Below are 11,433 nucleotides of genomic sequence, written 5' to 3' on the forward strand. Positions count from 1 at the left end.
TCGGGTTTTGGGGGGATTTTCGATGGAGATTCTCCAGACATGTCCGCAGCGGACGTACGCGACGCCGCACGCCGGGAGAACTTCCCGGTGGCCTCCCGGCTGCTGCCGCGCGGGTACCGCCGCGACCTCATGGCGGTGTACGGGTTCGCCCGATACGTGGACGACGCCGGTGACGAGGCGGACCCGGCGGAGCGGCCCGCCCTGCTCGACGCCGTCGAGGCCGACCTCGGCCGCCTGTACGCGGGCGGCGTCCCGCGCCTGCCGGCCGTACGCGCGCTGACGCCGCTGGTCGCCCGCCGGGCCGTGCCGAGCGCTCCGTTCCTGCACCTGGTCGAGGCGAACCGGCGTGACCAGGTGGTGCGGCGCTACGACACGTTCGCCCAGCTGCTGGGCTACTGCGAGCTGTCGGCCAACCCGGTCGGCCGGATCGTGCTGCACGTGTTCGGGCTGGCGACGCCCGAGCGGGCACGGCTGTCCGACCTCGTCTGCTCGGCGCTCCAGGTGATCGAGCACTGCCAGGACGTGGCCGAGGACCACGCCCGCGGCCGCGTCTACCTCCCGGCGGACGACCTGCGCAGGTTCGGCGCCGGAGAGGCCGACCTGGCCGCCGCGCACGCCTCCCCGCGGCTGCGCCGGGTCATCGCCCTGCAGGCCCGCCGCGCGGCCACCCTGCTCGACGAGGGGACGCCGCTGCTGGAGACCCTGCGCGGGTTCGCGCGCGCGGCGGTGGCCGGCTACGTCGCGGGTGGCCGGGCGCAGCTCGTGGCGCTCGAACGCCGCCGGCACGACGTGCTGGGCGGCGCCCCGCGTGCCCGCCGCCACGCGGTGCTGCGGGAGTGGGCGCGTGTGCTGAAGGAGGTGGACGGTGACGGTTCCCGGCGCGATCCCTGATCCCGTCCCCGAGCCCCTGGCCGGCGCGGCGTCGGACCTTCCGGCCGGGCGGGCGCCGGAGACCGGTCAAGTGTCGACGCCGGGGCCGGTGCTGGTGCACGTGTCGCGGGCCTACGGGCACTGCGAGCACGTCGTCCGCACCCGGGCGCGGAACTTCGCGTACGGCATCCGCCTGCTGCCCCCGCCGAAGCGGCGCGCGCTCAGCACCGTCTACGCGCTCGCCCGGCGGATCGACGACGTCGGCGACGAGGCCGGGCCCGTGGCCGAACGACTGGAGCGGCTGGAGCAGGAGCGCAGGCGGCTGCGCGCCCTCAAAAAGCTGCCTCTCGATTCCGCGGAGCCCGATTTCCCGGGCCCTGATTCCCTGGTGCCTGGTTCGATGGCCGGCGGACGCATGCCCGCCGACGTGGCGGCCGATCCCGTGATGGTGGCGCTGGGCGACGCCGCGGCGCGCTTCCCCCTTCCCCTTGAGGCGTTCGAGGAGCTCATCGACGGATGCGCCGCCGACGTCGCCGGGGCGCGTTACCGATGCCACGACGACCTGGTGGGCTACTGCCGGCAGGTGGCCGGGTCGATCGGGCGGCTGTCGCTCGGCGTGTTCGGCCTCGCCGACGGCGCGCCCGCGAGCGGCGGCGAGCGGACGCTGCGGCGCGCGGCGGCCCGGGCGGACGCCCTCGGCGTGGCGCTGCAGCTCACCAACATCCTCAGGGACCTGCGGGAGGACCGCTGCGCCGACCGCATCTACCTGCCCGCCGACGACCTGCGCAGGTTCGGCTGCACACTCGGGCTGAGCCCGAGGGGAGACTTCACGGACCCGCCCGAGCGGCTGGCCGGGCTGATCCGGTTCGAGGCCGCACTGGCGCTCGGCTGGTACGCCGAGGGCATGCGGCTGATCCCGCTGCTCGACCGGCGCAGCGCCGCCTGCACCGCGGCGATGGCCGGCATCTACCGGCGCCTGCTGGGGCGGATCGCCGCCGATCCGGCCCGGGTCCTGGCCGGGCGGCTGTCGCTCGCGCCGTGGGTCAAGGCGATGGTCGCGGCCCGCGCCCTCACGGGCGGGGCCCAGGGAGAGCCGCAGGGGAAGTCACGGGGAGACGCACACGGGGACGCACCCGGAGAGTCCCGATGACGGGCCCCCTGCACGGCCTGGGCGGCGCGGTCCCGCCCGTGGCGGTGATCGGCGGCGGCCTCGCCGGGATCACCGCGGCCCTGGCCGTCGCGGAGGCCGGCTGGCCGGTGACCCTGTACGAGGCCCGGCCCCGGCTCGGCGGGGCCACCCACTCCTTCGCCCGCGGCGGCCTGACGGCCGACAACGGCCAGCACGTCTTCCTGCGCTGCTGCACGGCGTACCTCGGCCTGCTCGACCGGCTCGGCGGGACCGGGAGGGTGCGCCTGCAGGAGCGCTTCGACGTGCGCGTGCTGACTCCGCACGGCGAGCGGGGGCGGCTGCGCCGGGCCGCGCTGCCCGGGCCGTTCCACCTGCTCCCCGCGCTCGCGCGCTACCGGCTGCTGTCCCCCGCCGACCGCCTGCGGGCGGTGCGCGGCGCGCTGGCGCTGCGCGGGCTCGACCCGGCCGCGCCCGCGCTGGACCGGGCCGCGCTCGGCGGCTGGCTGGCCACCCGGGGCCAGCGGGAGACCGTGCGGCGCGCCCTGTGGGACCTGTTCGCGGTGGCCGCGCTCAACATCGCCGCCGACGAGGCGGCGCTCGGGCCCGCGGCCATGGTGTTCCGTACGGCCCTGCTCGGCCGCGCCGACGCCGCGGACATCGGCGTGCCGTCCGTGCCGCTCGGGGAACTGCACGGCGGCGCGGCGCTGACCGCCATCGCGCGGGCCGGCGGCACGGTGCGGATGCCGGCGAAGGCCGAGGCGATCCTGCCGGCCCCGCCCGGCCTGCCGGGGCCGTCGGTCCTCGTCGGCGGCGCACGGGTGGAGACCTCCGCCGTCGTCGTCGCCGTCCCCCACGGGCAGGCCGCGCGGCTCGTGCCGGCCGAGGCGGCGCCGGACCGCGACGCGTGGGCGGGGCTCGGGGCGAGCCCGATCGTCAACGTGCACGTCGTCTACGACCGGCCGGTCACCAGCCTGCCGTTCGCCGCGGTCGTCGGCTCTCCGGTGCAGTGGATCTTCGACCGGACGGCGGCGGGCGGGCTGACCCGGGGTCAGTACCTGACGGTGTCGGTGTCGGCGGCCCGGCACTGGATCGACGTGCCCACGGCCGCGATGCGCGCCGCGTTCGTGCCGGAGCTGGAGCGGCTGCTCCCGGCCACGCGGACGGTGCGGCTGCTCGACTTCTTCATCACCAGGGAACGGCGGGCGACCTTCCGCCAGGGCCCGGGGAGCGGCGCGCTGCGCCCCGCGGCGGCCACCCGGTGGCCGGGGCTGTTCCTGGCCGGCGCCTGGACCGGCACCGGCTGGCCCGACACGATGGAGGGCGCCGTGCGCAGCGGCCTGGAGGCGGCCCGCCTGGTGCGGCTGCACCTCAGCCATCTCAACCACCTCGGCCACGGCAGGGAGCCCGCGCGAGCGGGGTGGGCGCGATGACCGCACTCGTCACCGCCGCGTCCCGCGCCGCGACCGCGCTCGAAGCGGCCCGCGACCACCTGCTCGCCCTGCAGTCGCCGGAGGGCTGGTGGAAGGGCGAGCTCCAGACCAACGTGACCATGGACGCCGAGGACCTCCTGCTCCGCGAGTTCCTCGGCGTGCGGACCGCGGCCGAGACGGCCGAGGCCGCCCGGTGGATCAGGTCGCAGCAGCAGGCGGGCGGCGGCTGGGCCAACTTCCACGACGGTCCGGCCGACCTGAGCACCACCGTCGAGGCGTACGTCGCGCTGCGGCTCGCGGGCGACCCGCCGTCCGCGCCGCACCTGCGCGCCGCGGCGGGCCTCGTACGCGATCTGGGCGGCGTCGAGTCGGCCCGGGTCTTCACCCGGATGTGGCTCGCGCTGTTCGGCCTGTGGCGGTGGGAGGACCTGCCGGTGATCCCCCCGGAGATCGTGTTCCTGCCCCCGTGGTGCCCGCTGAACGTGTACGACTGGGCCTGCTGGGCGCGGCAGACGATCGTGCCGCTGACGATCGTGACCGCGCACCGGCCGGTCCGCCCGCTGCCGTTCGGCCTGGCGGAACTGCGCACCGGGCGGCGCCCGCCGTCGCCCCCGCGTACGAGCGTGGACACGGCGTTCGCGGCGCTCGACCACGTGCTGCACCGCTACGAACGGCGGCCGCTCGCCGGGCTCCGCCGCGCCGCGCTCCGGCGGGCGGCCGAGTGGGTCGTCGCCCGGCAGGAGGCCGACGGGTCGTGGGGCGGCATCCAGCCGCCCTGGGTCTACTCGCTGGTCGCGCTGCACCTCTCCGGGTACGACGCCGGGCACCCCGTCATGCGCCGGGGGCTGGCCGGGCTGGACCGGTTCACGATCAGGGAGGACGGCTCGCGCAGGCTGGAGGCGTGCCAGTCGCCGGTCTGGGACACCGCGCTCGCCGTGATCGCCCTCCTGGACGCCGGCCTGCCGCGCGATCACCCGGCGCTGGACCGGGCGGGTGAGTGGCTGCTCCGCGAGGAGATCCGGGGGCCCGGCGACTGGGCCGTGCGTCGCCCGGGGCTCGCCCCCGGCGGCTGGGCGTTCGAGTTCGACAACGACGGCTATCCCGACGTCGACGACACGGCGGAGGTGATCCTCGCGCTGGGCCGGTGGGGCCGTCCGGCCGCCCGGGACGCCGTACGGCGGGGCCTGCGCTGGATGGCCGGGATGGCCTCCCGCGACGGCGGCTTCGCCGCGTTCGACGCCGACAACACACGCGCGCTGTGCCTGCGACTGCCGTTCTGTGACTTCGGCGCGGTCATCGACCCGCCGTCGGCCGACGTGACGGCGCACGTGGTCGAGGCCCTCGCCGCCGAGGGCGAGGCCCGCTCCCCCGCCGTACGGCGGGCCGTGACGTGGCTGCTGCGGGCGCAGGAGCCCGGCGGCTCGTGGTTCGGCAGGTGGGGGGCGAACCACGTGTACGGCACCGGGGCGGTGCTGCCCGCCCTCGCCGCCGCCGGGGTGCCGCCCGCCGCGCCCTGCGTACGGCGCGCGGTCGCCTGGCTGGAGGCGCACCAGCACCCCGGCGGCGGCTGGGGCGAGGACATGCGCTCCTACCGCGACCCCGCCTGGATCGGGCGGGGCGAGCCGACCGCCTCGCAGACCGCCTGGGCGCTCATCGGCCTGCTGGCCGCCGGAGAGCGGGGCCCGTCCGTCGAGCGCGGCGTCGCCTGGCTGGCCGGCACGCAGCGCCCGGACGGCACCTGGGACGAGCCGCACTACACCGGGACCGGCTTCCCCGGCGACTTCTACATCAACTACCACCTCTACCGGCTCGTGTTCCCGGTCAGCGCGCTCGGCCGCTACCTACAGGCCCGGGAGGGGACTCGATGACGGATCTGATCGTGTGCACCGCGCTCGGCATGGAGGCCCGGGCCGTGGCCCGGGGGCTGCGGCCGGTGCGGGAGCGTCCCCGCGTCCGGGTCGTCCGGGTCGGCATGGGGCCCGACCGGGCGGCGCGCGCGGCGGCCCTGCTCCCGCCCGCCGGCGCCCTCGCCGTCACCGGCTTCGCGGGCGCCCTGGACGACGGGCTGCGCCCCGGGGACGTGCTCGTCGCCACCGAGGTCCGCTCCAGGGTCCGCTCCGGGGACCGCGTGTGGCCGTGCCCCTCCGCCCCGCTGCTCGCCGGCGAACTGGCCCGCGCCGGGCTGCGCGTCGTCACCGGCCCGCTCGTGACCTCCCCTCGCGTCGTCGCGGGCCGCGACCGCCGCGCGCTTGCCGCCGAGGGGGCGGTCGCGGCCGACATGGAGAGCGCGCCGCTGGCCGCCGCCGCGCGGGGGCGGCCCTTCGCCGCCGTACGCGTGATCGTGGACACCCCCGCCACCCCCCTGCTGAGCCTCGGGACAATGGGCGGTGCGGCCACGGCGTGCCGGACGCTTGCCCGGATCGGCCCGGTGCTGGCGCGGTGGGCGGCGGCCACGGGCCCCCGGCGGGTGCTGCTCGCCTCCCCCCGCTCGTTCTGCGCGGGGGTCGAGCGCGCCGTCGAGATCGTGGAGCGGGCGCTCGCCCGGTACGGCCCGCCGGTGTACGTGCGCAAGCAGATCGTGCACAACGCCCACGTCGTACGGGACCTGGAGCGGCGCGGAGCGGTGTTCGTGGACGAGCTGGCCGAGGTGCCCGACGTGCCCGGGGGCGCGGTGACCGTGTTCTCCGCACACGGGGTGTCCCCCGAGGTGCGTGAGGAGGCCGGGCGGCGCGGCCTGCGGGTGGTCGACGCGACGTGCCCGCTGGTCGCGAAGGTCCACGCGGAGGCCCGCCGGTTCGCCGCCCGGGGCGACCTCGTCGTGCTGATCGGCCACGCCGGGCACGAGGAGGTGGAGGGCGTGCTCGGCGAGCTGCCCGGCGCGGGGGTGCTGGCCGAGGACGAGGCCGCGGTCGAGGCCCTGCCCGCGTCGCTCGCCGAGGGGCGCGGGGTCGCCTGCCTGACACAGACCACGCTGGCCGCCGACGAGGCCGGGGAGGTCGCGGCGGCGGTCCGGCGGCGCTTCCCCGGGGCGGAAGGGCCGCGAGGCGACGACATCTGCTACGCGACGACCAACCGGCAGCGCGCGGTGCGGGCGGTGGCCGCCGAGGCCGGGCTGGTCCTGGTCGTCGGGTCGGCGAACTCGTCCAACGCCCGGCGGCTGACCGAGGTCGCCGCCCGTTCGGGTCGTGATGAGGCTCCCCTCGCCCGGCTGGTCGACGGCCCGGGCGACATCGCGCTGGAGTGGCTGCGCGGCGCGCGGACGGTCGGGCTGACCGCGAGCGCGTCCACCCCCGCCTCGCTGGTGGACGCCATCGTGGCGGCCCTCGGCGGGCTCGGGCCGCTGAAGGTGGAGGAACGGCGGGTGACCGAGGAGGACGTCGAGTTCACACTGCCGAAGGAGGTGCGGCCCTGATGCCGATGCCCTTACGTCAGAGCCTTCGCGTGGGCGGGTACGTCCTGCGCCAGCGGTTGCGGCGGCGCAGACGGTTCCCGCTGCTGGTGGAGCTGGAGCCGTTGTTCGCCTGCAACCTCAAGTGCGCGGGCTGCGGGAAGATCCAGCACCCGGCCGGCGTGCTCAGGCAGCGCATGCCGGTCGGCCAGGCGGTCGCCGCCGTCGAGGAGTGCGGCGCGCCGATGGTGTCCATCGCCGGCGGGGAGCCGCTCATGCACCCCCAGATCGCGGAGATGGTCCGGGCGCTGGTGGCCCGGCGGAAGTACGTCTTCCTGTGCACCAACGCCCTGCTGATCCCGCGCAAGATCGACCAGTTCACGCCCTCGCCGTACTTCGCCTGGGCGGTGCACATCGACGGGCTGCGCGAGCGGCACGACGCGTCGGTGTGCAAGGAGGGCGTGTTCGAACAGGCGGTCGCGGCGGTGCGGGAGTGCCGGCGGCGCGGCTTCCGCGTCACCACCAACACCACCTTCTTCGCCGGGGACAGCCCGCGCACGGTGATCGAGGTGCTCGACTACCTGAACGACGACCTGCGGGTCGACCAGATGATGATCTCGCCGGGGTACGCGTACGAGAAGGCCCCCGACCAGGACTGCTTCCTCGGGGTGCGGCAGACCCGCGAGCTGTTCCGCGCGGCCTTCGCCGGAGGCAACCGGGGGCGCTGGCGGCTGAACCACTCGCCGCTCTACCTGGACTTCCTGGAGGGGAGGATCGACTTCCCCTGCACGGCCTGGGCCATCCCGTCGTACTCGGTCTTCGGCTGGCAGCGGCCCTGCTATCTGATGGCGGACGGGTACGCCGGGACCTACCGGGAGCTGGCCGACGAGACCGACTGGAGCGCCTACGGGCGGGGCCGCGACCCGCGCTGCGCCAACTGCATGGCGCACTGCGGCTACGAGCCGACGGCGGTCTTCGCCACCATCGGCTCGCTGCGCGAGTCCCTGCGCGCGCTGCGCAGCCCCTAGCCGAAGCGGCGGGCGAGGGCGCGGAACGGGCCGGGCGCGGCGCCGTGCAGGCGGGCGGGCAGCCGCAGCCAGGCCGGCATGTACACCTCGGCGCGGCCGCGCTCGACGGCGACCGCGACGGCCCGCGCCACCCGCTCCGGCGGCACGGGCGCCGGCCGGCGGCGCGCGTACGGCGTGCCGCGCCGCGCGAAGAACGGCGTGTCGACCACCCCGGGCACCACGGTGGTCACCCCGATCCCGGGCAGCTCGTAGCGCAGGCTCTCGGCGAAGGCCAGCAGGCCCGCCTTGGTCGCGGCGTAGACCGCCTCCTCCGGGACCCCCACCACCCCCGCGATCGAGGCGACGTAGACGAGGTGCCCGCGCCCGCGCTCGATCATCGCGGGCAGCAGCAGCCGGGTGAGCCGCACGTGGGCCGTCAGGTTGACCGCGATCAGGCGTTCCGCTGTGCCGCCCGGCATCCGCGTCAGCGGCCCGCTCCAGCCCTCGCCCGCGTTCGCGACCAGCACGTCCACCGGCCCGGCGCGCGCCGCCAGTTCCTCGGTCCCGTCCTGTGCGAGGTCGGCGGGGACGACCTCGCCGCCGGTCCGGGCGGCGACGGCGGCGAGCGCCTCCCGGTCGCGCCCGGACAGCACCAGGCGGGCGCGGCGGGCCCACAGTTCGAGCGCGATCGCCGTGCCGATGCCCGACGACGCGCCCGTGACGAGCACCCGTGCCCCCGCCAGCCGCATCCGTCCTCCCCCCTTCTGTGGCTGTACCCGCGGACGCGGCGTCCCACGGCTGCAGAAGACGCCGCACGGCGGGAGAAGCGGCCCGCGGCCGCCGGATCGCACCATGGGACGTACGGGCTCGCGATCCGTACCGGGCCCTCAGGTCAGGTCACAGGCTCCCGGATCGAGGTTCTCGCATGGCGACCGGAACGGCTTCCACACTGCGATCGCCCGGCCTGCTGCCGGCGCTCAACACCCGCCACCATCGCGCCGCTCTCGGGGTCTTCGCGTTCGTCGTCGTGGCCCACTGGGCCGAGCACATCGCCCAGGCGGTGCAGGTCTACGTGCTCGGCTGGCCGCTCCCCGAGGCGCGCGGCGTGCTCGGCCTGCCGTTCCCATGGCTGGTGACGTCCGAATGGATGCACTACGGCTACGCGCTGCTGATGCTGGCCGGCCTGCTCATGCTGCGGCGCGGCTTCACCGGCCGGGCCCGCACCTGGTGGAACGTCGCGCTCGGCATCCAGGTCTGGCACCACTTCGAGCACCTGCTGCTGCTCGTGCAGGCGACGACGGGCGACAACCTGCTGGGCCGGCCCGTGCCGACCAGCATCATCCAGCTTCTGGTGCCGCGCATGGAACTGCACCTGTTCTACAACACCCTCGTCACGATCCCGATGGTGGTCGCGATGATCCTGCACCGCCGTCCCACCACCGCCGAGCGGGCCGCGATGCGCTGCTCCTGCGCCCCGCGCCCCGCGGCGCGGCCACGAGAGGCCATGGCGTGACGGCGGGCCCCGGGCCGCGCCGCGGCTCCCCCGCCTTCACCGCCGCGCTCACGCTTTTCGCCCTCTTCCTGCTCTTCCTGGCCGTGCCCGGCATCGGACCGGCCGTACGGGCCGCCCGCGCAGACGGCGTCCCCGGCACCTTCACCGCCCGCTCGGTCGCCTGCGTGGAGCACCCCGGCCACGAATCCTGCACCTGGAACGGCGACTTCCGCTCCGACGACGGCGCCGTACGGCGCGACGGCGTCGAACTGTACGGCGCCGACCACGACATGCTGCGGGAGGGGCAGGAGACCCGGGCCGTGGACGTGGGGCGGCCGAGCCGGGTCTACGGCCCCGGTGGTTCCATGGAATGGGTGTTCACCGCGCTGCTGCTGCTCGCCGCGGGCGGCATCCTGCTCGTCGCGTACGGCGGACCGGTGCGGCGCCTGCTCCACGCCCGCACGAGCGGCCGAGCTGGGGCTCACAGTGGGGCTCACAGTGGGGCTCCCAGCGGGGCGCCGGACTCCGGAGGCGTGCCATCCCACAGCCGATGACGCAGCCGACGTCGCGGCCGATGACGTGCCCGGCCACCATCATGGTGGTGGGCGACTCGCTCAGCCACGGCTCGGACGGCGACTACACGTGGCGGTACCGGCTCGCCCGCCACTTCGCCGCGCGCGGCGCGCCGGTGCGCTTCACCGGGCCGTGGACGGGCACCCGCGCCCCGCCCCGTGCGCACCGCTCCCCGCCTCATGCGCACCGCTCCCCGGTGGGCGGCTACCGCCCGGGGATCGGCTTCCCCGGCGACCGGCACTACGCCCGCTGGGGCCGCCTCATGGAGGAGGCCAGGCGGAACATCGCGGACGCCGTCGCCGCGCACCGGCCCGGCCACCTATTGGTCGCGCTCGGCTTCAACGACCTGGCCTGGGGCGTGAGCGGCCCCGACCGCCTGCTCGCCCACGTCGCGGAGTTCGTGGACCGGGCCCGCGCCGTGCGGCCGGACCTGCGGTTCCTCGTGGCCGACGTGGTCCATCGCACGCCGCTGCCCTCCCTGTCGCATCTGCCGGGGATCACCGAGGCGTACAACGCCCGGCTGCCCGGCCTCCTGGCCGCCCTGTCCACGCCGCGCTCCCCCGTCGTCCCCGTGGGGCTGGCCGCCGTCTACGACCCGTACGCCGACACCTACGACGGCCTGCACCCCGGCCTCGCCGGCGAGTTCACGATCGCGAAGGCCTTCGCGGGCGCGTTCCTCCCCGCCCTCGTCGCCGGGCGGGCCGGCTGAGCCGGTCTTCAGCGCCGCCCGGCCGTCCAGCCGGCGATCCGAGCACGATGAGCACCGGATAGAGCCCGAGGATCACCGACATGGCCTGTTTCCAGCCGGGCGGGCCGGCGCCTCGCGCCGAATCTCCGGTGAACCGGAACCAGCCGCTGAACGCCGAATCGATTCGGCGCACATCGTAGGAGGCGATGATTCCGCGGCCCTCGTCGAGCAGCGTCCTCCTCGCCTGGGAGCCGAGCCAGCTCTCCAGGTGTTCCCGCGTGTCGAAGCGGAAGACGGAGACCCAGTCGCCCTGGAGCCCCGGCACCGGCCGGAAGAGCTCGAACCCCAGGAAACCGGGGAACTTCTCCCGCACCTTCCGCACCTTCTCCTGCCAGCGGAGAAACGCCGGTTCCGCACTCCGGGTGACGCGATGGGCGATCCCCACCGTCACCGCCCGATGCGCCGGAGGCGCGCCGACCAGCACCTCCTGGTCCTCGGGCCGGGCGAGCAGGCCCCTTCCCTCCTCCAGCAGCCGCCTCCGCCGGGGCGCAGGCTTCGGGCTGTTCCGTTCTCGCGAAACGGAAAACGACCACCCATTCTCCCGCCATGCCGTCGCCGGGCGGATAAATCTCTTTGTCCATGAAACCGGCAAAACCTCGCGCCAGCCCGGTCAATTCTTCCTGCCAACGCCGGTAGTCGCTCTCACGCCCTTTCGCACTTTCTGCGTGATGAGAACGGTCCCGCTTTCATCCCCGTGGTGTGGAAGCGGTGATCACCCTGCCGGAGGGCGCGGAGATGACCGCCCGGGACGGAGCGGCCGGCCCGGCGGAGACTGGCAGCAGTACCTCGCGAACCC

Annotated in this window: 11 protein-coding genes; 9 read left to right on the top strand and 2 right to left on the bottom strand. The window is 75.8% G+C overall.

The features are described 5' to 3' along the window. Nucleotides 1-39: 39 nt before the first annotated feature. From hpnC to hpnH, 6 genes are read left to right on the top strand one after another with little or no spacing between them, the layout of a single operon-like run. The gene (gene hpnC / locus F5972_RS16280) at nt 40-891 is read left to right on the top strand and encodes a squalene synthase HpnC (RefSeq protein WP_150934316.1); all 852 of its coding nucleotides are present in this window, start codon (nt 40-42) and stop codon (nt 889-891) included. After that, nucleotides 866-2,020, top strand: a complete 1,155-nt coding sequence (locus F5972_RS16285; RefSeq protein WP_225311539.1) for a squalene/phytoene synthase family protein — start codon at nt 866-868, stop codon at nt 2,018-2,020. The genes hpnC and F5972_RS16285 overlap by 26 nt, the downstream gene beginning before the upstream one ends. After that, nucleotides 2,017-3,429: a hydroxysqualene dehydroxylase HpnE gene (gene hpnE, locus F5972_RS16290; RefSeq protein ID WP_150934317.1), complete on the top strand. Its 1,413-nt coding sequence runs from the start codon at nt 2,017-2,019 to the stop codon at nt 3,427-3,429. Before F5972_RS16285 ends, hpnE begins: the two co-directional genes overlap by 4 nt. Further along, a complete protein-coding gene (shc, locus tag F5972_RS16295) occupies nt 3,426-5,297 on the top strand; it encodes a squalene--hopene cyclase (protein ID WP_150934318.1) in 1,872 nt (623 codons plus the stop codon). The genes hpnE and shc overlap by 4 nt, the downstream gene beginning before the upstream one ends. Further along, a complete protein-coding gene (gene ispH / locus F5972_RS16300; protein WP_150934319.1) occupies nt 5,294-6,841 on the top strand; it encodes a 4-hydroxy-3-methylbut-2-enyl diphosphate reductase in 1,548 nt (515 codons plus the stop codon). Before shc ends, ispH begins: the two co-directional genes overlap by 4 nt. After that, nucleotides 6,841-7,845, top strand: coding sequence for an adenosyl-hopene transferase HpnH (hpnH, locus tag F5972_RS16305; protein ID WP_150934320.1), 1,005 nt, complete (start codon nt 6,841-6,843; stop codon nt 7,843-7,845). Before ispH ends, hpnH begins: the two co-directional genes overlap by 1 nt. Here the strand turns inward: hpnH and F5972_RS16310 are convergent. After that, complete coding sequence (locus tag F5972_RS16310) at nt 7,842-8,573, bottom strand: SDR family NAD(P)-dependent oxidoreductase (protein ID WP_150934321.1); 732 nt, start codon at nt 8,571-8,573, stop codon at nt 7,842-7,844. The two genes, hpnH and F5972_RS16310, sit on opposite strands and share 4 nt — an antisense overlap. Nucleotides 8,574-8,749: 176 nt before the next feature. Between F5972_RS16310 and F5972_RS16315 the strand changes: the two genes are divergently transcribed. From F5972_RS16315 to F5972_RS16320, 3 genes are read left to right on the top strand one after another with little or no spacing between them, the layout of a single operon-like run. Continuing rightward, nucleotides 8,750-9,337, top strand: coding sequence for a hypothetical protein (locus F5972_RS16315; protein WP_150934322.1), 588 nt, complete (start codon nt 8,750-8,752; stop codon nt 9,335-9,337). Next, the gene (locus F5972_RS37275; RefSeq protein ID WP_191910154.1) at nt 9,334-9,870 is read left to right on the top strand and encodes a hypothetical protein; all 537 of its coding nucleotides are present in this window, start codon (nt 9,334-9,336) and stop codon (nt 9,868-9,870) included. The genes F5972_RS16315 and F5972_RS37275 overlap by 4 nt, the downstream gene beginning before the upstream one ends. Beyond that, complete coding sequence (locus tag F5972_RS16320) at nt 9,867-10,598, top strand: GDSL-type esterase/lipase family protein (protein ID WP_191910155.1); 732 nt, start codon at nt 9,867-9,869, stop codon at nt 10,596-10,598. The genes F5972_RS37275 and F5972_RS16320 overlap by 4 nt, the downstream gene beginning before the upstream one ends. Here the strand turns inward: F5972_RS16320 and F5972_RS16325 are convergent. Then, nucleotides 10,534-11,061 (bottom strand): antibiotic biosynthesis monooxygenase, encoded by a 528-nt coding sequence (locus F5972_RS16325; RefSeq protein WP_191910156.1) that lies wholly within the window; start codon nt 11,059-11,061, stop codon nt 10,534-10,536. The two genes, F5972_RS16320 and F5972_RS16325, sit on opposite strands and share 65 nt — an antisense overlap. Nucleotides 11,062-11,433 lie beyond the last annotated feature (372 nt).

It is taken from the genome of Microbispora cellulosiformans, from assembly GCF_008728085.1.
Classification (GTDB): Bacteria; Actinomycetota; Actinomycetes; order Streptosporangiales; family Streptosporangiaceae; genus Microbispora; species Microbispora amethystogenes.

Excerpts from the sequence above, each read along its gene's own strand:
- ispH (WP_150934319.1), top strand. The coding sequence starts at position 5,294 with ATGACGGATCTGATCGTGTGCACCGCGCTCGGCATGGAGGCCCGGGCC.
- hpnE (WP_150934317.1), top strand. The coding sequence starts at position 2,017 with ATGACGGGCCCCCTGCACGGCCTGGGCGGCGCGGTCCCGCCCGTGGCG.
- hpnC (WP_150934316.1), top strand. The coding sequence starts at position 40 with ATGTCCGCAGCGGACGTACGCGACGCCGCACGCCGGGAGAACTTCCCG.
- F5972_RS16310 (WP_150934321.1), bottom strand. The coding sequence starts at position 8,573 with ATGCGGCTGGCGGGGGCACGGGTGCTCGTCACGGGCGCGTCGTCGGGC.
- shc (WP_150934318.1), top strand. The coding sequence starts at position 3,426 with ATGACCGCACTCGTCACCGCCGCGTCCCGCGCCGCGACCGCGCTCGAA.
- F5972_RS16315 (WP_150934322.1), top strand. The coding sequence starts at position 8,750 with ATGGCGACCGGAACGGCTTCCACACTGCGATCGCCCGGCCTGCTGCCG.
- hpnH (WP_150934320.1), top strand. The coding sequence starts at position 6,841 with ATGCCGATGCCCTTACGTCAGAGCCTTCGCGTGGGCGGGTACGTCCTG.
- F5972_RS16320 (WP_191910155.1), top strand. The coding sequence starts at position 9,867 with ATGACGCAGCCGACGTCGCGGCCGATGACGTGCCCGGCCACCATCATG.